We start from the raw sequence: 21,273 nt of genomic DNA on the forward strand, positions 1-21,273 counted from the left end.
CTACCTCGAGATCAGCGAGTCGAAGAACCTGCCCACGTTCTTCACGCCGTTGGCGATCACGTCCCACGCGGAGCCGACGATGTTGGCGGCCGAGTCGGGGGAGGTCAGGATCGCGTAGATGAGGAAGATCGTGAGCAGCCAGAGGACGATCTTCTTGATCGGTGGCGTGTTCATGGCTCGTTGGTCTCCGTCGTCTGCGGGCAGTGGGCACCCACTGTGGGCGTGAATCGGGTCCAGTGTGGCAGATGTGACGCGTGGGACGCGTCAGACCACGCCGTAGAGCCTGTCGCCGGCGTCGCCGAGGCCCGGGACGATGTACCCCTGCTCGTCGAGCTTTTCGTCGACGGCCGCGGTGACGAGCGTGATCGGCACGTCGAGGTTCCCGAGCTCGCGCTCCAGGGCGTCGATGCCCTCCGGCGCGGCGAGGAGGGTGACGGCCGTGATGTCGTCGGCGCCGCGCTCGACCAGGTAGCGGATGGACATCGCCAGGGTGCCGCCGGTGGCGAGCATCGGATCAATGACATAGCACTGGCGCCCGGACAGGTCGTCAGGAAGCCGGTTGGCGTAGGTGACGGCCTCGAGGGTCTCCTCGTTGCGCAGCATCCCGAGGAAGCCCACCTCCGCGGTCGGCAGCAGGCGGACCATGCCCTCGAGCATGCCCAGACCCGCGCGCAGGATCGGCACGACGAGCGGCTTGGGGGTGGAGAGCTTGATGCCGGTGGTGGGGCCGACCGGCGTCTCGATGTCGAAGGGCTCGGTGCGCACCTCTCGGGTCGCTTCGTAGGCGAGCAGGGTGACCAGCTCGTCGGCGAGCCTGCGGAAGGTCGGGCTGTCGGTGCCCTTGTGTCGCAGGTAGGTCAGCTTGTGGGCAATGAGCGGGTGGTCCGCGACGATGACGCGCATGGCCCCGAAACTACCGTGCGCGACACTGGTCCCGTGAGTCCCGGCCCCGTACGTCCTGCGCGCCCCAGCGAAGAAGTGTGGATGGGGCGCGCCCTCGAGCTCGCGGCCGAGGCGGCCGCTGACGGGGACATCCCGGTCGGTGCGGTCGTCGTGGACGCCACCGGCGAGATCATCGGCGAGGGGCGCAACACCCGTGAGCGGGACGGTGACCCCACCGGCCACGCGGAGGTCGTCGCCATGCGGGCCGCAGCAGTGACGAAGGGGGAGTGGCGCCTCACGGGATGCACGCTCGTCGTCACCCTCGAGCCGTGCCCGATGTGCGCCGGCGCTGTCGTGGCCAGTCGCGTGCCACGCGTGGTACTCGGCGCGTGGGACACGAAGATGGGCGCCTGCGGGTCCGTGTGGGACGTGGTGCGTGACCGGCGCTCGATCCACCGCGCCGAGGTGATCGGCGGGGTGCGCGAAGGGGAGGCCGCGCAGCTTCTCGTGGACTTCTTCGGCGAGCGTCGGGAGGGCCTTGGCCCCTGGGCGGGCTGATGTTCACATCGCTCTGACGGACAGGGCGAGCCCGGACCGACCCGACTTCGCCCTGATTTCGGGCCAGCGCCTTCGACCTTGTATTGTGCTCCGCGGTGGCGTGTCCGAGCGGCCTAAGGAGAACGCCTCGAAAGCGTTTGTCGGTTAACGCCGACCGTGGGTTCAAATCCCACCGCCACCGCCAGCGAAGAGCCCCGGGAAACCGGGGCTTTTTGCTGTTCACTCCGGGCCGGGGCGTGCACGAAGGGGAGGGCTGTCGGTCACGTTCAGTGGCGTGACGGGCCCTGTCGTGAGATCTTGGACCGGGGACTCCATCTGCCGCGCCGTATCGAGAGGGCATACATGCGCTACCGCTCCACCACCGTCGTCGCCAGCGCTGTCGCGCTCGTCGCGCTGTTGGCAGGCTGTGGCGACGACAGCGACAGCGACACGGTGAGCTCGTCGAGCAGCACGACCTCGCAGTCCGCCCCCGATGACGAGCAGGCCTATGCGGCGGCCGAGAAGGTCGAGCCGAAGCTCGGTGCGCACAACCCCAACACGCCGCTCCCGGACGACGTCGAGTGGGCGACGAGCAGCTACGCCAGGACCTACAACGACTCTCTTGCCGCGCTGAAGAAGCAGGGCGTCACCAAGACGGGCAAGGTCACGACGACCGGCATGTTCCCTGTCGAGTCGGACCCCGACGCCGCGGGCGGCTGGGACCTGACGATGTACCGCTGCAGTACCTCGACGGTGCGCTATCTCAAGGGTGGCAAGGACGTGACCGCCAGCCCGGACGACCCCACCAAGCTGCTCCCCAAGGGGCCCCACAAGAATGTCCACCTGCTGAGCTTCACCACCCCGGACCAGGGGAAGACCTGGCAGCTGAACAAGTCACAGCTCTTGACCGGCAAGGGCCTCAAGGAGACACCGTGCGCAAAGAACTCATGACCTGTGGCGCCGCTGTGGCGCTGGTGCTGTCCGCGGCACCACCTGCCTCGGCCATCGGGGTCCCGACGGACGTCACGATCACCATCGATCCCGACGGTGGCGGGGTGAAGCTGCACGCAGACACCGACCCGAGCGGCCCGTCCAAGCCGAAGCCCCCGACGAACAACCAACCTCCGGCGAATCCTCGGCCCCGGCCGACGCAGGGGCCCTCCGGGACCGGGACGTCCGGCCGGCCCGCAGCGCCCCGTAGCCCCATCGAGGTGCGCCAGGAGGCCATGGACGAGATCAAGCTGACCAGGCCCAAGATCGGCGCCTCACCGTGTCTGGCCGCGGGCGCAGGCTGCACGGGCACCGTCGGCGTGCCGGTGTGGTTGTGGGTGGGGGACGGCGACGGTGAGCTGCCGACCGATTCCGCCTCGGCGGAGGCCGGAGCCTTTGACATCAAGGCCACCGCCAAGGTGACCCAGGTGAAGTGGTCACTGGGCGATGGCCAGAGCACCCTGTGCTCCGGCACCGAGGCCAAGTACGACGTCGACAGGGACGGCTGGTCGGCTCCTGAGTGCGGGTTCGAGCACGGTTGGAAGAAGCCCGGGACCTACACGCTGACCGCGACCTATGTCTGGCAGGTCGCATGGACCGGGGACGAGACCGGGTCCGTGACCCAGGCCATGTCATCGACGCAGCAGGTCACGGTCGGGGAGCTGCAGAGCGTGGCCACGAAGCGCTGACCGAGGGTTCCCCTTCGCCCCCGAGCCGCAGACATGGTTGCCTGATCCCATGCGTCGCCCCACCCGAGCCGTCCTGTCCGCTGCTGCCATCGTCGCTGTGGCCGTGCCGCTGAGTGCCTGCGACACGTGGAGCTCGAAGTGCGACACCGACAACACGTGCACGATCAAGATCTCCGGCGACCAGTTCCACGACTTCCCGCGGCCCTACGACAAGGACCACGGGCTGGAGTCGGCAGACCGCATCCGGCTGGTCTCGGCCACCGAGGGTGGCGAGGCGCTCATCCAGGCCGGCGGCGTGGAGAGCACGTGCACCCGGGGCAGCAGCTTCCAGATCGTCGACACGACGATCACCTGTGACGTCGTGGGCGACGACAGCGTCGAGCTGACGACGACCCGCCCTTGAGGGGTTGCTGGACCTGACGTCCCGCCCGTGACCCTCAGCAGGGCTTGATGTCCGCCTCGGGGACGAGCTTGGTGAACTTCGGGCCGAGGACCACGTCGACGCTGGTGCGCTTGCGTGCGTCCTGGATCATCTCGAAGGAGCCGGTGTGCAGCCCGACGAGCTTGGCGCCGCTGCGGCCGTTGCTGCCGTAGCGCAGATTCCCGACACCGTCGAGCTTGGCCTTCTTGGGGTCGTTGGCGACCGTCTTGACGTCGAAGCCGCGTGCCGTCAGCTGCGACGCGACCCGTCCGGCGAGCCCGTCGCGGTTGGTCGCGTTGTAGACGTTGACCTCGACCTGCTCGGGGGTGATGCCGCAGGTCGACGGCGAGCTCTGCGTCGTCGACGAGCTGGCCCGCTCGCTCGGCGACCCGTCGGCGCGGATGTAGGACATCGCGTACCAGACGGCGAAGAAGAGCAGCAGCAGCACGATGGTGAAGGTGATGATCGACCGACGGCGTCGTGATCTCGTCGGGTCGTTGTCGTCGTACGGGTCCTCACGCATGGTCAGTCGGTCACCTCGAGCACCCGTGCGTGCAGGGTTCCCCTCTGCTGCAGCGCCGCGCGCAGGGCCCGGTGCAGGCCGTCCTCGAGGTAGTGCCGACCGCGCCAGAGCACGACGTGCGGGAAGAGGTCGCCGTAGAAGGTCGAGTCCTCGGCGAGCAGGTCGTGCAGGTTGAGCGAGCTCTTGGTGGTCGTCAGCTGCTCCAGGCGCACGGGGCGGGGCGGCACGTCGGCCCAGTCGCGGGGGGTGGTGCGCCCGTGCTCGGGGTACGGGCGGCTGTCACCGACGGACTGAAAGATCACGCAGCCACGATAAGAGGGACGGCGCCCGAAGCCCGCACTAGTCTCGTGTCCGTGACCGACTCTTCACACCTTGACCTCATCCGTGCGGGCTATACCTTCGATGCGCCTGCGATCGACCTCGGTGCTGCCGTGCTCGACGGGCAGCCGCACGCGGACACGGCCGTGCGCGTGCCCCTGGCGAGCCTGACCAAGCACGGCCTGGTGGCCGGCGCGACCGGCACAGGCAAGACCAAGAGCCTGCAGCTGATGGCCGAGCAGCTTTCCGCCGCAGGCGTCCCCGTCTTCCTCGCGGACATCAAGGGGGACCTCTCCGGCGTCGCGTCGCCGGGCGAAGGGAGCGACAAGCTCACCTCGCGCACGGCCTCCATCGGGCAGGACTGGCAGCCCACGGCCTTCCCCACGGAGTTCCTCACCCTCGGTGGCCAGGGCATCGGGGTCCCGGTCCGCACGACGATCACGAGCTTCGGGCCGACCCTGCTGAGCAAGGTCCTGGGCCTCAACGCGACCCAGGAGTCGAGCCTGGGCCTGATCTTCCACTTCGCCGACAAGCAGGGGCTGGCGCTCCTCGACCTCAAGGACCTGCGCGCGGTCATCCAGTACCTCGTCTCCGACGAGGGCAAGGCCGAGCTCAAGGGGCTGGGTGGGCTCTCGAGCGCCACTGCCGGCGTCATCCTGCGTCAGCTCATCGCGTTGGAGGACCAGGGCGCGGAGGTCTTCTTCGGTGAGCCGGAGTTCGACACCGCGGACCTCCTGCGCACCACCGACGACGGCCGCGGCATCGTCACCTGCCTCGAGCTGCCGGCCGTCCAGGAGCGCCCGCAGCTCTTCTCGACCTTCCTCATGTGGATGCTCGCGGATCTCTTCCACGACCTGCCCGAGGTCGGTGACGTCGACAAGCCCAAGCTCGTCTTCTTCTTCGACGAGGCGCACCTGCTCTTCGACGAGGCGAGCAAGGCCTTCCAGGACTCCATCGAGCAGACGGTGCGGCTCATCCGCTCCAAGGGCGTCGGCGTCTTCTTCGTGACGCAGAGCCCCAAGGACGTGCCGAGCGACGTCCTGGCGCAGCTCGGCAACCGGGTGCAGCACCAGCTGCGTGCCTTCACCCCCGAGGACTCCAAGGCGATCAAGGCCGCGGTGACGACCTACCCGCACACCGAGTACGACCTCGAGGAGCTGCTCACCCAGCTGGGTACCGGCGAGGCCGTCGTCACCGTGCTCTCCGAGAAGGGCACTCCCACGCCGGTCGCGCACACGATGATGCGGGCGCCGTTGTCCCTGATGTCGCCGTCGACCAAGGAGCTGCTGGAGCAGACGGTCGCCGGCTCCCCGCTGGCCACCAAGTACTCCGAGGCGCTCGACCGCGAGTCCGCGTACGAGATGCTCGCGGCGAAGCACGAGGCGGCTCCGACGCAGGAGCAGGCGCCGGTGGAGACGAAGGGGGAGACGCCCCCTTCGTCGTCGAAGCCGGCCAAGGAGGACCCGGGCATGGTGGAGAAGGTCGTGAGCTCCTCGGCCTTCCGGTCGGCGCTGCGGTCGGCCGGGACGGTCATCGGTCGGGAGATCACCCGCTCCCTCTTCGGCACCTCGCGCCGCCGTCGCTGAGCGGGGACCGCTCCCCGTTGTCGGCCCGCAGCCCGGCTGACACGATGTGGGATTCGAGCCACAGATCAGGGGAGGACTGACGATGACGGGTGTGACCCACGGGGCAGATGCCGCCAGACTGCGTGAGATCGCGAGCGCGATACGTGGCCAAGGGGTGATCGTGCAGGATCTCGGCGACGAGCTCCGCCCTCGGGCCGCGGTGCTGCTGGACGCGTGGGGAGGCCCGGACGCCGAGGCGCTCCTGTCGGACGTCGACGTGCTCCGGCCGGCGGTCGCGAGCATCGGGGCGACCCTCGTCGCGTGGGCTGACGAGATGACTGTGCAGGCCGACCAGCAGACTGCAGCCTCCGGGGAGTCCAGCGGTTCTGGCGGCTCGGGGCAGGGCATCCGCGACGGCATACGCGAGGGGGCTCGCCGATTCGGCGGGCTCTCTGCCCCGGGTGGTGCGCACACGGGCGGACCCGTGCCCGGCTGGCAGGGAGGCAACCCCCTCGCCAACTCGGCCACCGCCTACCAGCACTCGTCCGACGCCGGTGGCGGTGGCGTGAGCGACATCGATGGGGGAGCGTCCGGCCGCGACCCCGGGCAGATCGACCAGCCGGGGAGCGTCTCGAAGTCCACCTCCGTCGAGGCCGGCCCAGTGAGGGTGACTGACACCGCGACGGTCGCGGTGAGCGGCGAGTCCGTCGACGCCGAGGGACGCAGCGTGCAGACGACGGAGGTCACGTTGTCGCGCGAGGGCGCGATCGAGCTCGGCAAGCAGATCGATGGCGTCGGCCTCACGGCGACGGGCTACACCGGGGCCGAGGTCGGCTACTCGGTGACGGCTCCCGCGGGCGTCGACCCGCTCTCGATCGACCCCCTCAGACCGGAGACATGGCCTGAGGGCGTGTCCGTCCGCTTCGACGAGAGCTTCTACGCCGGCTACGGCATGGAGGGCAACTACCGCGGGCTCATCGTCGGGATCGGCCAAGAGGTCGGCACCGGGCAGTACATCGAGGTCAGCAAGGGCGCCGGCAACGAGGTCACGGTCCTCGTCGGCAATGATGAGTTCCGCAGAGCGACCGCTCAGCTCGGCGTCGGGACCGACGAGCTCAACGCCAAGGTGGGGGCCAACAACGGGATCTCGTCCGGCTCGGCGCGGGAAGTGGTGATCGACCGATCGACTCCCGCGGGGCAGGCCACCTACGAGTCGCTCCTCTTCGGTGATGGCAAGGTTCCCGCGGTCGGCACCGCTGGGGTCGTCGACGTCGCCGACCTCACCGTGATGAACGCGCACGCGTCCGTCGACGTCTCGGGGACAGCCGGTGACTGGAGCGCAGGCGGCACGCTCTCCGAGTGGAGTGCCGGAGGGGTTCAGCGCACCCACGACGACGGGACGACGACGCTGGACTGGACGGGCGAGAGCAAGGGTGTGCAGACAGGGGGCACCGCCTACTTCGATGAGGCTGGGAACCCGGTGCCGGAGAAGGGCACGTACTACCTGAGGCTCGAGGGCGTCGACCCCCAGGCAGCAAATGACTTCAACCAGTTCGTCCGGGACTCGTCGACCCAGGTTGATTCCGAGCAGAACGTCGTGCTCACCTACACGCACGACGACCTGCAGACCATGCGCATGCAGGCTGCAGAGACCCAAGCCGCCAACATCAACGCCGACCCGGAGCGCTACAACTACCCCGAGGGCACACGGATGACGGCTGAAGACGTCATCGCGACGGTGGAGGCGGACCCTGACACCGGCATCTTTGCCGTGACGGACGGAGCCGAGTCCAACGGAACCCGCGCCCTGCTGGGGGCCGGCAGTGATGCCGAGATCATGCGGGTGATTGCGCAGGACCCGCTGGGCGTCTCGCAGGACATGTCCTTGGACCACCACGCGGCGACGGGGGACCTGCCCACACCCACGGGTGAGGTCACCAGCCACGAATCCGCGACGTGACAACTGGTCGGACCCTCGTCGTGGGCGCCGGCCTCGTCGGCCTCGCCGTCGCGCGCGAGCTGCAGCGGGTCCGTCCCGACGACGAGGTCGTCGTGCTCGACAAGGAGGGCCGGGTCGGTGCCCACCAGAGCAGTCACAACTCGGGTGTCGTGCATGCGGGTGTCTACTACCCGCCCGGCTCGCTCAAGGCCCGTCTGTGCCGACGCGGGGTCGGGCTGCTGCGTGACTACACGAGCGACAAGTGCATCACCTACGACGAGGTCGGCAAGGTCGTCGTGGCCGTCGACCGCGCGGACGAGCAGCGCCTGGCCGAGGTGCACCATCGCTCCGTGGCCAACGGTGTCCCCGGTATCACCCGGGTCGGTCCGGACGGTCTGCGCGACCTCGAGCCGCATGTGCGGGGGAGGGCCGCGCTGCACTCTCCGACGACGGCGATCACCGACTTCCCCGCGGTGGCCCGTGCGCTCGCGGACGATGTCACAGGTGGCGAAGGGAGGATCCTGCTCGGCCACGAGGTGGTCGCGATCCGGCACCGTCGCGTCGGGGTGGAGGTGCTCGTCGACCAGGCGGGGGAGCGCACCCGCCTCGCCGCCGACCGGCTCGTCATCTGCGGTGGCCTGCACGTCGACCGGCTGGCCCGGATGGCCGGCGGTGATCCCGACCCGCGGATCGTCCCCTTCCGCGGGGAGTACCACCTGCTGGCGCCCGAGCGGGCCGATCTCGTGCGCGGCCTCGTCTACCCGGTGCCCGACCCGAGCCTGCCCTTCCTCGGGGTGCACCTGACCCGGCGCGTCGACGGGAGCGTCGACGTCGGGCCCAACGCCGTGCTGGCCACGGCCCGCGAGGGCTACCGGCTGCGTGACCTCGACGCCCGCGACCTCGCCGAGACGCTCGCCTGGCCGGGCATGCGTCCCGTCGCGGCCCGGCACTGGCGCACGGGTGCGGCCGAGGTCATCGGCTCGCTGTCCGCGCACCGCTTCGCCGAGGCGGCTCGCCGTTACGTGCCCGAGCTGCGGGACGCTGACCTCGGGCCCGGCGGCGCGGGCGTGCGAGCCCAGGCCGTCGGCCGTGACGGCCAGCTCGTCGACGACTTCGTCATCGAGCAGATCGGGCCGGTCACTGCCGTGCGCAATGCGCCGTCACCGGCGGCGACGTCGAGCCTGGCGATCGCCGAGGAGATCGTCGCCCGCCTGGTCTGACCCCGGGGTGGCCCGACCCGTGGGGCCTCAGATCAGCGAGCGCAGGATCTCGCCGGCCCGCGTGTACAGGCGGGCCATGTTCTCGCGCGCCTCGTCGGTCTCGGGCCGGATCGAGAGGATGTACATCATCGGGTCCTCGCGCATGACCCACGAGGTGACATTGGTGTCGCGTGCCCCGCGCGAGACCAGGACAGTGTCGGCGTCACCCCAGGTGGTGGCGCCGGGCAGGTGACGCAGGTCCATGTACGACAGCATGAAGCGCTCGCCGACCTGCGAGAGGGGGACCCCGAGGGTCTGCTCGACGACGTCGTAGATCTTCGCCGCGGGCAGCTGTGAGGCCCCCCGAGCCGTCCGGAAGGCCTGACGGGCACGGCCGGCCACCTCGACGAGGTCGCCGCCCTCGAGGTCGATGTGCACGGGCATGACATTGATGAACCATCCCGCGGACAGCAGCCACTCCGGTGCGTCACGGGTGTGCACGGGGTTGAGGAAGCGCAGGCTCGTCGCGCCGCTGAGGTCCCGGCCTGCGAGGCCGATGGCGGCGTAGACGAGCTGGGTGGTGCGCGTGCCCAGCCGCTCGGCCGCCGCGTCGAGGGCGAGGGCCTCCTCGCCGGTGAGCAGGTCGTGGTGGTGGTGCTCGAGCTCGACGGGCTGACCGACCGTGGTGCCGAGGGGCATCGGGAAGCGTCCGAGCTCCTCGTCGCCGGCGAACCAGAACTGCGCCCACCCCTGCAGGGCCGGGTGGCTGAGGTCGACCTCGCGGAAGCGCTCCCGCTCGGTCTGGGCGAAGTCCATGAAGTCGCCCACCGGGGGCAGCTCGGTGGCCTCGCCGCCGGTCTCCTCGCGGTAGAGCGCCTCCAGCTCGAAGTACACGAGGAAGAAGGAGAACCCGTCGGTGTAGCTGTGGTCGAGCCCGAGGTAGAAGATCGTCTCGTCCTCGCCGACGACGGCCCGCAAGCAGTACCCGAGCCGGCCGAGCGGGTTGCACCCCGGGCGGAAGTCGTCGCTGATCCGGTCGCTCACGTCCTCGGCGGCGATGCTCCCTTCGTCCCGGGCGACGAAGGCGGTCTCGTCCTCGTCGAGGTCCACGCGGGCCCAGCCCGTCTCACGGTCGGCGTCAGGGACGAACCAGCCGCGCATGACGCCGTGCCGGCGCGTCCACCGGGTGACGGCACGAGCCATCGCCTCGGCGTCGAAGCGCCCGGGGATGCGATAGGTGAAGCCGAGCCAGATGTCGTCCTGCTCCCCGGACCCGCTCGTCGCGCTGCGCAGGTCGAGGTGCGCAGCCTGCATGAAGGAGGGCTGGCGACTGCCCGGTGTCGCCGCCGCGATCGCCGCCTCCATCGCAGGGGTCGGCTCGAAGGCCACGTAGGTGCCGGCGATCGACGCACGATCGTTGATCCGGCTCATGCGCATCATGCGGGGACTTCCAGGTGGAGGGCGAAGGGGGTGGCTGTCGCGGACTCGACGAGCCGGGAGAAGCGGTCGGCGGCCGCGTCCAGCCAGTCGCGGGCACCCGGCGCCAGTGGCAGCCGGGTCGCGAGGGTGACGCCCTCGGGCACGATCGTCAGCCAGATGTGGGTCTGGCTGCTCGTGGGCACGTCGCCCAGCTGGATGCTGGAGCCGAGCGGCTGCCACCACTCGTGACCCTCGATGCGAGAGCCGTCGATGATCGACAGCACGACCTGCGGCGTGACGGGGACGTCGAGCAGACGGTGGACGAGCCCCAGGGGCAGTGCCGCAGAGGGCGCGACCTCACGCCAGACCCGGACACCTTCGAGGACCCAGGCGCTGGTGTCGCAGTCGGTCGGCATCGACAGGGACAGCGGTGCGACGCCGGCGAACCAGCCGACGGAGTCGCTCCACAACGACGACGGGCGGCCGTGCGTCGACATCAGCACGTGCGTCTCGTCGCCGAGCGCCTGCATGAGGATCGCGGTCCACAGCATGCCGGTGGGGATGCCCTCTGCCGCGTACTGCAGGGCGAGGGCGGCGGCGACTTCACCGGAGCAGATGTCGTGGCGCACGAGGTCGTGGTCGTAGCTGCCGTCGGGGTCGATGCCGGATGCGGCCGGCGCCGCGGGGATCCGGCCGTCACGCAGGAACTCCCGCCAGGGTCCGAGCCGCTCGTCGTCGGCGTCGATGGCCTCGCAGACAGCGATCTCGGTCGCGGCCAGGTCGACGTGGCTGGGGGAGGTGTGCGGTCGGTGCACCTCGTTGATGACCGCCGTGTGGAGTCCGGCGATGTGGCCGATGGCGGCATAGGCGGACAGGCCGTCGAAGGTGATGTGGTCGAAGGCGGCGTGCAGGACGTGACCGTGCTGCACCTCGACCGTGAAGAGCGCGCATGCGGGTCGGCGCGTGGGCCGGCACCGGGTGTGGAACTCCTGCGTCAGCAGCTCCCGCAACGCCTGCGGGTCGTGCTCCCCGAGGGCGAAGGGGGCGAAGCCCACGTGCTCGGGCGCCAGGGTGCGTCGTCGCGGCTGCTCGTCGACGAGGGTGAGGTGGCTGCGCAGCGCCTCGTGCTGGCGAAACCACTCGGTGAGGGTGCGCTCCACGCTCTCGGTGGTGGCATCCGGCAGCAGGACCGACAGGCCGATCCATGCCGACCACGGGTTGGAACCGTCGGGGTCCTCGTGGAGGCGGCAGAGCTGGTCATGGCTCGGCGGGCGGAGGTCGAGAGGGGAGTCGTTCCAGTGCTCGAGGCTCGTGATGTCGAGGTCCCATCGGGTGACCTCACCGCCGAGGAGGGCCTGGCGGGCCAGGGTGCAGGGGGTCAAGCGGGCCTCCGGGTCGCGTTGGGCGGACGAAAGTCACTGTGTCAGTGAGGAGTTCGTCGTGCGACCGGGAGGACTGTGATCTGTCTCGCTCAGCCCACGGGTGGGCCGACGAGCAGTGCGACACCGGTGAGGACGGCCACGGCGACGACGAGCGCGAGCGCCGCGAGCGCCGGGCGGCGCAGTGCGCCGGACACGACCTTCTCGGGGAAGGTGACGGCCTCTCCCTTCGCCAGCAGTCGCCAGGTGCGGGGGAGGTGGCCGTCGCGGTCCAGCCAGCGCTCGGTCCACAGGGTGAGGAGCGGGGGGATGGCCGAGGCAAGCGCGACGAGGCCCTGCTTGGCCGGCCACTTGCGATCGACCCACACGATGATCGTCACGAGGACGTAGGCGATGAAGACGATCCCGTGGAGCATCCCGCCGATGCGCACCCCGAGCTCGGTGGTCTTGGTGACGTACTTGAGGAACATTCCGATGAGCAGCAGCGTCCAGGTCACGGCCTCGGCCGTGGCGACGAGCATGTAGAGGCGACGGGGCGTGGGGAGGGTCATGCCGACCATGGTTGCCGACAGGTGTTGACGGGGTGAAATCGACCCGATTTCGACGTAGGGGGGTGCTCGGGTAATCTCTGCGGCGGAGGATTCGCATAGTGGCCTAGTGCGCGCGCTTGGAAAGCGCGTTGAGTGAAAGCTCTCAGGGGTTCGAATCCCCTATCCTCCGCCAGAGCAGGGCCCCGGTCATCGCGACCGGGGTCTTTTCTCTTGCCCGGGCGAGGTCGGTGCGCTCTCGGGGCGAAGGGGGGACCTCCCGGCTTTGGTCGCAGCCCGGGGTCCACGTAGACTCTGCGATCGGCACCCCGCGTGGTGGTACCTCGCCGAACTCCCCCAGGGCAGGAATGCAGCAAGGGTAGGCGAGCTCTTCCAGGTACGCGGGGTGTCCCTGTGTCTGCTCGAGATGATCAGTCCCCGGAGCGCGTCGGGTGAGGACCGCCAGCCCAGACCACAGACGAGGAACTCGTCTCAGGTGGCGCTGCGCTCAGTTGGCCGTAGGTTGGATGCAGAGCGGTCGTGACCGCGACCGCGTGCCCCCACCCCGAGGAAGGGGAATCATGGACACCTGGATCTGGATCATCATCGGCATCGTGCTGGTGCTCATCATCATCGGGATCATCGCGGCGTTGTCGCGAGGCGCCAAGGCCAAGCGGATCGAGCGGGATCGGGTCGAGGCCGAGCGGCTTCGCAACGAGGCCGCCGAGCGCGAGCGCACCACCAGGGAGAGCCAGGCCGCTGCCGCGGCCACCGACGCGGATGCTCGTGCGGCGAACGCCGAAGCGCAGCGACAGTCTGCCGAGGCCGACCGTCAGGCGGCTGAGGCCGAGCAGCGTCGGGTCGACGCCGAGCGCCTGCAGCAGGACGCCCACGCCAAGTCCGAGGTCGCCGCTGAGGACCAGCGGGCCTACGACGACAAGCTCCGCGAGGCCGACGCCAAGGACCCCGACGTGCGGACGGACGCCGATGGCAACCGGATCGACGACGGCAACCGGGTCGACGATGGCGGCCGACTCGACGACGGCAACCGGGTCGACGACGGCGGCCGACTCGACGACGGTGACCGGCACGGCGCTGGCCACCACGGTGGCGGCGCAGCCGCTGGCGCGGCGGCTGTCGGTGGCGGCGGTGCGGCCGCGGGCGCGCACGCTGCCCACCGAGGCGATGACCAGGCTGATGGCTCGCGGGACGACAGTGCCCTGCGTGATGTCGACGGTCCACGTCACGACAACGGCTCGGGTCATGACGACGGTCTGGGTTCGGACCACGGTCTGGGCTCGGACAACGGCGCACGGGATGACAACGGCCCGCGTCACGGTGAGGGTCTGCGCGCTGACGAGCGCAGCCTCGACCAGCGTGACGGCGCGCGGGACGACGCCGCCCTGCGCAGTGACGACGGCCTTCGCGACGACGACCGGACTGCCCAGCACGGCGGCGGTGCGGCGGCTGTCGGCGCCGGCGGTGCGGGTGCACTCGCTGCTGACCAGCATGACGGCGCGCGAGACGACAACGCCTTGCGCGACGACGGACTGCGCAACGACGGACTGGGCAACGACGGCCCGCGCAACGACGGCGGCTTCAGCGACGGCAACCGGGATGGTTTCCGGGACGGTGTGATCGAGTCCGAGGACTCCTACGCCGACGGCTCCTCAGGGACACCGGCGGGCGGTGCACGTCAGCAGCGGTTCGACGAGCCTGCTGCTCCTGCCGATGGACCTGCCGGCTCGTTCCCTGCGGAGGGGACGAACGAGTCCTCGCGTGGCTGGGAGACCTCGGACTCCTCGGTCGCCGGGGAGCAGACTGCCTGGGACGCTGACGTGGACCAGCCGGGTGCGGGCGTGGCCTCCGGGACCTCCGCTGCGTCGGTCTCCCAGGGCGGCCCGACCGGGGCGCCGGTGGAGCCGGCCCCCGAGGCTGCTCGCGGGTGGGAGTCGTCCGACCCCACGCGCTCTGATGTCGTCCAAGGTGACGGGGGCCTCCCTTCGTCCACCGAGCCCGAGGCGACGACGCAGCAGGCCAGCTACCTGGACTCGGAGGAGCGGCCGGAGCCCGGCGGTTCCAAGAAGCCGGGTTTCATGGACAAGGTGCGCGGTAAGGTCGAGGAGATCCGCGGGGACGAGCGCCCCCGCAGTTGACCTGACGACGGTCGGGCCCGCCATCTCCGGGTGGCGGGCCCTCTCCGTGCCCCCGACACACAAGGAGTTTCGTGAAGATCGCCATCATCCTCGGCAGCACCCGCCCCGGCCGCTTCGGCGCCCAGGTCTCGGACTGGATCATGGAACAGGTGGCAGGTCGTGACGACGCCGAGTACGAGCTCGTCGACCTCGCGGAGTACGACCTCGACCTGCTCGACGAGCCCACCGTCCCCGGTGCAGCCAAGCGTCAGTACGACAACCCCAAGACGCGGCACTGGGGCGCCAAGATCGACGAGTTCGACGGCTACGTCTTCGTCACCCCGGAGTACAACCACGGGGTGCCGGCAGCGTTGAAGAATGCCTTCGACGTCCTCTACCCCGAGTGGGTCCACAAGGGCGCTGCCCTCGTCTCCTACGGAGCCGACGGTGGGGTGCGGGCCGTCGAGCACTGGCGCACCATCCTGGCCAATGTGCAGATGCACGTCGTGCGCGGGCAGGTCTCCTTCTCGACGATGCTCGAGGCGGAGTCGGGCGAGGACGGCGATGTCTTCGCCCCCGCGGAGCGCCGTACCAAGGAGCTCGGCAATGTCCTGCGTCAGCTGACCCGACTGACCGAGGCGACCGCCTCCCTGCGTTCCTGATCGGACGGATCGGGCTCCTGATCGCACCATCCACAGCGGCCTTCCCCACGGGGGAGGCCGCTGTCGTGCTCCGCACGTAGGCTCGCATCGTGAGCACCGCCCTGTATCGCCGCTACCGCCCTGAGTCCTTCGCCGACGTCATCGGGCAGGAGCACGTCACCGAGCCCTTGATGCAGGCGCTGCGGTCCGGGCGGGTCAACCACGCCTACCTCTTCTCCGGCCCGCGTGGCTGCGGCAAGACGACGAGTGCGCGCATCCTCGCCCGCTGCCTCAACTGCGAGCAGGGGCCGACGCCCATCCCGTGCGGTGAGTGCGACTCGTGCACCGCACTGGCGCGTGGCGGGGCCGGCACGGTCGACGTCATCGAGATCGACGCGGCCAGCCACGGTGGCGTCGACGACGCTCGCGACCTGCGTGAGCGCGCCTCCTTCGGCCCGGCCCAGAGCCGCTACAAGATCTACATCATCGACGAGGCGCACATGGTGACGCCGCAGGGCTTCAACGCCCTGCTCAAGATCGTCGAGGAGCCGCCCGAGCACGTGAAGTTCATCTTCGCGACGACCGAGCCCGAAAAGGTCATCGGAACGATCCGCTCACGCACCCACCACTACCCCTTCCGCCTCGTCCCGCCCGCCCGGTTGCAGGACTACATGGCCGAGCTGTGCACCGCTGAGGGCGTGCAGGTCGAGCCCGGCGTGCTCTCCTTCGTCGTGCGAGCCGGCGGGGGGTCGGTACGAGACTCGTTGTCCGTGCTCGACCAGCTCATGGCCGGAAGCGACGCGCAGGGGCTGACCTACGAGCGCGCGGCAGCCTTGCTCGGCTTCACCGACTCCGAGCTGCTCGACTCGACCGTGACGGCCTTCGGCGCGGGCGATGCCGCGGGTGTCTTCAAGGTCATCGACTCGGTCATCGAGACCGGGCTGGACCCGCGTCGCTTCGTGGAGGACCTGCTCGAGCGCTTCCGAGACCTCATCGTCGTGGCTGCGGCGCCCGACGGCGCGGCAGCCATCCTGCGAGGGCTGCCCGGCGACCAGATCGAGCGGATGCGACAGCAGTCCGCCACCTTTGGTGCGGCCTCCCTCTCGCGTGCGGCTGACATCGTCAATGCCGGACTGACCGAGATGACCGGTGCGACCTCGCCCCGTGTCCAGCTGGAGATCATCGCCGCCCGTGTCCTCCTGCCGGCTGCGGCCGGAGAGTCCGGGTACGCGGCACGCCTGGACCGACTGGAACGGCGGCTCGAGGTCGGGGGAGTGCCCACCGGTGACGGGAGAGCCCGACCGGCCGCGCAAGCGCCTCCTGCGTCGTCTCGGCCTCCTGTGGCCGCTCACGCTCCGGTGGCTGCGGTGTCGGCAGCGCCTGTCGCTCCGCCGGCTCAGGCGCAGGCTCACGCCCCGGTGAAGTCACCTGCCCCCGCGGCGGCCGAGGCCCCAGCGGCTCGTCAGGCACCCCCGGCCGGTGAGGACCAGGTCGAGACCGGGGCGGCACCCGAGGCCCGGGCGCGCACCCCCCAGCACGTGGTCGAGCCGGCGGTGCCGGAGCCTGCGGTCGAGCCCGAGCCGTCCGCGGCCGAGGACTCTGCCCGCCCGTCGACCGGTGGCATCGACGTCGAGGCGTTGCGCCGCAGCTGGCCCGACGTCCTCGGTCGGATCTACCAGATGCGCCGTGCCACCTGGACCTTCCTGTCCGAGCACGCCCAGGTCATCAGCTACGACGGTCAGCGACTGGTGCTCGGTATCGCGACCGTGGGGCTGGCCAATGCCTTCCGCGTGGGCTCCCACGCGGAGGTCGTGCGGCAGGCGCTCATCGACACGTTGGGGGTGGACGCCCGGGTCGAGGGCGTGCCCCACGACATCGGCTCCATGCCCACCGGTGGCGGATCGCAGGCCACGAGCGCACCCGCGTCGAGCCCTGCTGCCGGAGGGGGAGGTGGCCCGGCTCCCGCTCAGGCCACTGCCGCGACGCCGCAGGGTGCGCCACCGACCGACGTGGGGGTCGCTGCGCCCGCCGGGGGGCCGTCCGGAGCAGACTGGGGGAGCGGCGCGTCCGACGCGTCGGCCGCACCCTCGTGGGCCACGGCTGCACCCGCACCCGCACGGGAGGCCCCGCCCTCGCTGCCGGAGCCGACGACACCCCGTGAGCCGGACGACTCATCGGTCAGCGACGACGACGAGGACATCATCGACGCGGGCGCGGCCGGACCCGCGGTCATCGAGCGGATCCTCGGCGGCACGGTCATCCGCGAGGAGTGACTCGGCGCGCCGCCTCGCGGTGTCGCACCGGGTCGCTCCTTCGGCGTAGGGTCAAGGCGTGTACGAAGGCGTGGTCCAGGACCTGATCGACGAGCTCGGGAGACTCCCCGGCATCGGTCCCAAGAGCGCCCAGAGGATCGCCTTCCACCTGCTCCAGGCGGACCCGCAGGACGTGCAGCGACTGGTCCAGACGCTCAGCGACGTCAAGGACAAGGTCACCTTCTGCGAGACCTGCGGCAATGTCGCCGAGGGGGCACTGTGCCGCATCTGCGCAGACCCCCGCCGCGATGCGACCGCGATCTGCGTCGTCGAGGAGCCCAAGGACGTCGTGGCCATCGAGCGGACACGCGAGTTCCGGGGGCGCTACCACGTGCTCGGCGGTGCCATCAGCCCGATGGACGGCGTCGGCCCGGACGACCTGCGCTTCACCGAGCTCATGGCGAGGCTCTCCGACGGGGGCGTCGCCGAGGTCATCATCGCCACGGACCCCAACCTCGAGGGGGAGGCGACGGCGTCCTACACGGCTCGGCTGCTGTCCCCCTTCGACATCAGAGTCACCCGCCTGGCTTCCGGCCTCCCGGTCGGGGGCGATCTCGAGTACGCCGACGAGGTCACGCTGGGGCGGGCCTTCGAAGGGAGGAAGCTGCTCAATGCCTGACGAGACCACGCTGCTCGCCGACGAGTGCGCCGCCGAGGCCGGCGCCTGGCTGACGACCGTCGCCGACATCGCCTCCGGTGCAGCACCCGAGAGCGCCATCCCGCTGCTGCTGCTCACGACGAGCCAGATCCAGCTCGTCGGGGCCCGGCTCGGGGCCATCGCCGATGTGGTGCTCGACGAGCGCTTCGAGCACGACGCCGGGCCCGACACCGAGCTCGACCCACTGCGCGCGGGCCTGGCCCACCTGCTCGACGGGGTCGACGACTACGCCGACGTCGTCGATCCGGTGACCTCCGTCGAGACCACGACCGGGGCCCTGAGCAACGACCTCGCAGCCATCGCCGCTGCCCTGACCCATGGGCTGGCCCATCACGAGGCCGGCCGAGCAGCTGAGGCCCTCTGGTGGTGGCAGTACAGCTATCTCGCGGACTGGGGCGATCGGGCGGCGATGGCGGTGCGCGTCCTGCAGACGCTTCTGGCGCACCTGCGACTCGACGCTGATGCCGACGTGGTCGGCGAGGCGGAGTTCGACGCCCTCAACTCCTGAGGTGTGAGCGGTCACGGCCCGCTCCAGGAGCCGGGCCGTCACGACGCACCCGCGTAACGTCACGTCTGTGTCTCAAGGGTGCCCTCCTGATGGACTCGACTCGGCCTGAGGGCATGCGGTCGTTATCCTCAAGGGGCCGCGCCGGTCCGAGTCCGGGCCGGACCCGCGAACAATTTCACGGAGCATTCCTTGAGCCTGGTTGTCCAGAAGTACGGCGGATCGTCGCTCGCTGATGCCGAGAGCATCAAGCGCGTCGCACACCGCATCGTCGAGACCAAGAAGGCGGGCAGCGATGTCTGCGTCGTGGTCTCAGCCATGGGAGACACGACCGACGAGCTGCTCGACCTCGCCGAGCAGGTCAGCCCGGTGCCCCCTCCTCGCGAGATGGACATGCTCCTGACCGCCGGCGAGCGCATGTCCATGGCCCTCGTCGCCATGGCCATCGCAGACCTGGGGCACAGCGTGCGGTCGTTCACCGGCAGCCAAGCGGGCGTCATCACGGACGCCTCGCACGGCAAGGCCAAGATCATCGACGTGACGCCGGGCCGGATCACCGAGGCCCTGGGCAAGAAGCACATCGTCATCGTCGCCGGGTTCCAGGGCGTCAGCCAGGGCACGAAGGAGATCACGACCCTCGGGCGTGGTGGCTCGGACACGACGGCGGTGGCGCTCGCTGCAGCACTCGAGGCCGACGTCTGCGAGATCTACACCGACGTGGACGGCATCTTCACCGCTGACCCGCGGATCGTGTCCAAGGCTCACAAGATCGACCGCATCTCGCACGACGAGATGCTCGAGATGGCCGCCAGTGGCGCCAAGATCCTGCACCTGCGTTGCGTCGAGTACGCGCGCCGCTTCAACATGCCCATCCACGTGCGTTCGTCCTTCTCGTCGAAGGAAGGCACGTGGGTCCTGCCCCCCGACCCTGAAGGAACCGAGGACATGGAAGAACCGATCATCGCCGGAGTCGCCCACGACGACAGCGAGGCCAAGATCACCGTCGTCGGCGTGCCGGACCAGCCCGGTCGCGCCGGCCAGATCTTCACGACCGTCGCCGAGGCGCAGGTCAACATCGACATGATCGTGCAAAACGTGTCCGAGGCCGACACCGGTCTGACGGACATCTCCTTCACGCTGCCGATGACGGACGGCCAGAGGGCCGTCGAGGCGCTCATGCGCACCAAGGACGAGGTCGGCTTCGAGTCGATCCAGTACGACGACCAGATCGGCAAGCTCTCGCTCGTCGGCGCTGGCATGCGTACCAACCCGGGGGTCTCTGCGACCTTCTTCCGGGCGCTCGCCGAGGCCGGCGTCAACATCGAGATGATCTCCACCTCGGAGATCCGCATCTCGGTCGTCACCCGCGCCGACCAGCTCAACGATGCGCTGCAGGCCTTGCACACCGCCTTCGGCCTGGACTCCGAGGACGGCGAAGCGATCGTCTACGGAGGCACCGGCCGGTGAACTTCGACCCGTCGTCCGCCACCCGGCCCACGTTGGCCCTGGTGGGGGCGACGGGCCGCTTCGCGGAAGCAATCGCCTCCTCGCTCGCACTGCGGGACGACACATGGGGTGAGATTCGCCTGCTCGCGCCGGGCGTGAGCACGCGCACGCTGAGCATCCGCGGTCGCGAGCAGACGATCGAGGTGCTGCGCGAGGACTCCTTCGACGGAGTGGACGTGGCCCTGTTCAACCTCGCCACCGAGATCACCCATGAGTGGACCGCTCGCGCCGTGGCGGCCGGAGCCGTCGTCGTCGACGCCAGCGCCGCCCACCGCAGTGACCCGCAGGTTCCGCTCGTCGTCCCGGGGATCAACGGCGACCAGGTCTCGCAGCGACCCAAGGGAGTCGTGTCCCTGCCGGGGCCGGTGACCTGGGGCCTCATCGACGCGGCGCACGTCCTCCACCACGGTTGGGAGCTGCAACACCTCGTGGTCACGGGCCTGATCGCCGCGGTCTCCAAGTCGGACCAAGGAGTGGCCCGGCTGCGAGAAGAGCTGCACACCGTCGCCTCCGAGCCGACGATCGGGCTGCACCCCGGCGATGTTCGTGCCGCAGTCTCCGACCTGCCGGTGGCATCGCCCTTCCCCGCCCCGTTGGCGCTCAATGTCATTCCGTGGGTGGGCCAGGCAGACGAAGGGGGCTTCACCTCCTCGGAGCTGGCGGTCAGCGAGGAGGTGCGCAAGGTGCTGGGGCTCAACGACAGCGTCCCCGTCGTCGTCACCCTGGTCCAGGTGCCGGTCGTCCTGGCCCACTCGATGGCGTTGCACGCGCGGTGCGCGCGACCGGTCGCCATCGACAAGGTCCGTCAGGCCTGTGTCGCGGCGCCGTCCCTCGTGCTCCTCGACGAGGAGACCGGAGAGGTGCCGACTCCGGTCGACAGCGTCGGCATCGACCCGCGCTTCGTGGGCCGGATCCGCCAACCCAAGGGTGCCGGGCACCACGTGGACCTCTTCGTCAGCGCCGACACGATCCGCCGTGGGGCGAGCGCCATGGTGCTCATCGCCGAGCTGGTCCGCGACGAGATCGCGGGTTCGTGATGATCCCTTCGAGGAGCGTCAGCCCCCGACTGACTCTCGAAGGTGACGTGAGCGCAACCTCTTCGTCACCCCGGGCGTCAACACTGATGAT

At 70.0% G+C, this 21,273-nt stretch carries 21 protein-coding genes, 2 tRNA genes and 1 other RNA gene; 17 read left to right on the forward strand and 7 right to left on the reverse strand.

The window, feature by feature from the left end; genetic code table 11:
• Both ASG73_RS18105 and upp read right to left on the reverse strand, forming a co-directional pair.
• The gene (locus ASG73_RS18105; RefSeq protein WP_200946666.1) at positions 1 to 174 is read right to left on the reverse strand and encodes a hypothetical protein; all 174 of its coding nucleotides are present in this window, start codon (positions 172 to 174) and stop codon (positions 1 to 3) included.
• A 90-nt stretch (positions 175 to 264) separates the two neighbouring features.
• Entirely contained in the window at positions 265 to 903 is a 639-nt protein-coding gene (upp, locus tag ASG73_RS04130; protein WP_055991080.1) for a uracil phosphoribosyltransferase, read from the reverse strand.
• An 81-nt stretch (positions 904 to 984) separates the two neighbouring features.
• Here upp and ASG73_RS04135 point away from each other — a divergent pair, with 81 nt between their 5' ends.
• From ASG73_RS04135 to ASG73_RS04155, 5 genes are all read left to right on the forward strand, one after another.
• Entirely contained in the window at positions 985 to 1,440 is a 456-nt protein-coding gene (locus tag ASG73_RS04135; RefSeq protein WP_055991082.1) for a nucleoside deaminase, read from the forward strand.
• A gap of 94 nt (positions 1,441 to 1,534) precedes the next feature.
• Positions 1,535 to 1,624 (forward strand) — tRNA-Ser (locus tag ASG73_RS04140).
• A gap of 113 nt (positions 1,625 to 1,737) precedes the next feature.
• Positions 1,738 to 2,370 (forward strand): hypothetical protein, encoded by a 633-nt coding sequence (locus tag ASG73_RS04145; RefSeq protein WP_156466116.1) that lies wholly within the window; start codon positions 1,738 to 1,740, stop codon positions 2,368 to 2,370.
• A complete protein-coding gene (locus ASG73_RS04150; protein ID WP_156466117.1) occupies positions 2,352 to 3,098 on the forward strand; it encodes a hypothetical protein in 747 nt (248 codons plus the stop codon). The genes ASG73_RS04145 and ASG73_RS04150 overlap by 19 nt, the downstream gene beginning before the upstream one ends.
• A 49-nt stretch (positions 3,099 to 3,147) precedes the next feature.
• On the forward strand, positions 3,148 to 3,501 hold the full coding sequence (locus tag ASG73_RS04155) for a hypothetical protein (RefSeq protein ID WP_055991091.1): 354 nt from the start codon (positions 3,148 to 3,150) through the stop codon (positions 3,499 to 3,501).
• A 34-nt stretch (positions 3,502 to 3,535) separates the two neighbouring features.
• Here the strand turns inward: ASG73_RS04155 and ASG73_RS04160 are convergent, their stop codons facing one another.
• Positions 3,536 to 4,042 carry a LytR C-terminal domain-containing protein gene (locus ASG73_RS04160; RefSeq protein ID WP_055991094.1) on the reverse strand — a complete coding sequence of 169 codons (507 nt, stop codon included), beginning with the start codon at positions 4,040 to 4,042 and terminating at the stop codon, positions 3,536 to 3,538.
• 2 nt (positions 4,043 to 4,044) lie between these two features.
• A complete protein-coding gene (locus ASG73_RS04165) occupies positions 4,045 to 4,344 on the reverse strand; it encodes a type II toxin-antitoxin system VapB family antitoxin (RefSeq protein WP_055991096.1) in 300 nt (99 codons plus the stop codon).
• A 51-nt stretch (positions 4,345 to 4,395) separates the two neighbouring features.
• On the opposite strand from ASG73_RS04165, the gene ASG73_RS04170 reads away from it, so the two are divergent.
• The 3 genes from ASG73_RS04170 (at position 4,396) to lhgO (ending at position 9,084) form a co-directional block, all read left to right on the forward strand.
• Entirely contained in the window at positions 4,396 to 5,946 is a 1,551-nt protein-coding gene (locus ASG73_RS04170; protein ID WP_055991467.1) for a helicase HerA-like domain-containing protein, read from the forward strand.
• Between the two features lie 82 nt (positions 5,947 to 6,028).
• Positions 6,029 to 7,885 (forward strand): hypothetical protein, encoded by a 1,857-nt coding sequence (locus tag ASG73_RS04175; RefSeq protein ID WP_055991099.1) that lies wholly within the window; start codon positions 6,029 to 6,031, stop codon positions 7,883 to 7,885.
• Positions 7,882 to 9,084 carry an L-2-hydroxyglutarate oxidase gene (gene lhgO / locus ASG73_RS04180; RefSeq protein ID WP_055991102.1) on the forward strand — a complete coding sequence of 401 codons (1,203 nt, stop codon included), beginning with the start codon at positions 7,882 to 7,884 and terminating at the stop codon, positions 9,082 to 9,084. Before ASG73_RS04175 ends, lhgO begins: the two co-directional genes overlap by 4 nt.
• A 27-nt stretch (positions 9,085 to 9,111) precedes the next feature.
• On the opposite strand, the gene ASG73_RS04185 is transcribed toward lhgO, so the two are convergent.
• The 3 genes from ASG73_RS04185 to ASG73_RS04195 form a co-directional block, all read right to left on the reverse strand.
• Positions 9,112 to 10,494: a condensation domain-containing protein gene (locus ASG73_RS04185; RefSeq protein WP_055991105.1), complete on the reverse strand. Its 1,383-nt coding sequence runs from the start codon at positions 10,492 to 10,494 to the stop codon at positions 9,112 to 9,114.
• Between the two features lie 5 nt (positions 10,495 to 10,499).
• Positions 10,500 to 11,864: a condensation domain-containing protein gene (locus ASG73_RS04190; RefSeq protein WP_055991109.1), complete on the reverse strand. Its 1,365-nt coding sequence runs from the start codon at positions 11,862 to 11,864 to the stop codon at positions 10,500 to 10,502.
• An 89-nt stretch (positions 11,865 to 11,953) separates the two neighbouring features.
• Positions 11,954 to 12,412, reverse strand: coding sequence for a DUF3817 domain-containing protein (locus ASG73_RS04195; RefSeq protein ID WP_055991470.1), 459 nt, complete (start codon positions 12,410 to 12,412; stop codon positions 11,954 to 11,956).
• 84 nt (positions 12,413 to 12,496) lie between these two features.
• Here ASG73_RS04195 and ASG73_RS04200 point away from each other — a divergent pair.
• From ASG73_RS04200 to ASG73_RS04235, 9 genes are all read left to right on the forward strand, one after another.
• Positions 12,497 to 12,584: transfer RNA gene (locus ASG73_RS04200), tRNA-Ser, on the forward strand.
• 124 nt (positions 12,585 to 12,708) lie between these two features.
• An RNA gene (gene ffs / locus ASG73_RS17425) (signal recognition particle sRNA small type) lies at positions 12,709 to 12,807 on the forward strand.
• A gap of 162 nt (positions 12,808 to 12,969) precedes the next feature.
• A complete protein-coding gene (locus ASG73_RS04205) occupies positions 12,970 to 14,544 on the forward strand; it encodes a hypothetical protein (RefSeq protein WP_055991112.1) in 1,575 nt (524 codons plus the stop codon).
• A gap of 71 nt (positions 14,545 to 14,615) precedes the next feature.
• Complete coding sequence (locus ASG73_RS04210) at positions 14,616 to 15,185, forward strand: NADPH-dependent FMN reductase (protein ID WP_055991115.1); 570 nt, start codon at positions 14,616 to 14,618, stop codon at positions 15,183 to 15,185.
• Positions 15,186 to 15,274: 89 nt separating this feature from the next.
• Positions 15,275 to 17,437, forward strand: a complete 2,163-nt coding sequence (locus ASG73_RS04215) for a DNA polymerase III subunit gamma and tau (protein ID WP_082566980.1) — start codon at positions 15,275 to 15,277, stop codon at positions 17,435 to 17,437.
• 58 nt (positions 17,438 to 17,495) lie between these two features.
• Positions 17,496 to 18,095 carry a recombination mediator RecR gene (gene recR, locus ASG73_RS04220; RefSeq protein ID WP_055991121.1) on the forward strand — a complete coding sequence of 200 codons (600 nt, stop codon included), beginning with the start codon at positions 17,496 to 17,498 and terminating at the stop codon, positions 18,093 to 18,095.
• Positions 18,088 to 18,642, forward strand: a complete 555-nt coding sequence (locus ASG73_RS04225; protein WP_055991123.1) for a DUF5063 domain-containing protein — start codon at positions 18,088 to 18,090, stop codon at positions 18,640 to 18,642. The genes recR and ASG73_RS04225 overlap by 8 nt, the downstream gene beginning before the upstream one ends.
• Positions 18,643 to 18,831: 189 nt before the next feature.
• A complete protein-coding gene (locus ASG73_RS04230) occupies positions 18,832 to 20,106 on the forward strand; it encodes an aspartate kinase (protein ID WP_055991126.1) in 1,275 nt (424 codons plus the stop codon).
• On the forward strand, positions 20,103 to 21,182 hold the full coding sequence (locus ASG73_RS04235) for an aspartate-semialdehyde dehydrogenase (protein ID WP_055991129.1): 1,080 nt from the start codon (positions 20,103 to 20,105) through the stop codon (positions 21,180 to 21,182). The genes ASG73_RS04230 and ASG73_RS04235 overlap by 4 nt, the downstream gene beginning before the upstream one ends.
• The last annotated feature ends 91 nt before the right edge of the window (positions 21,183 to 21,273 follow it).

This window comes from Janibacter sp. Soil728, from assembly GCF_001428305.1.
Classification (GTDB): Bacteria; Actinomycetota; Actinomycetes; order Actinomycetales; family Dermatophilaceae; genus Janibacter.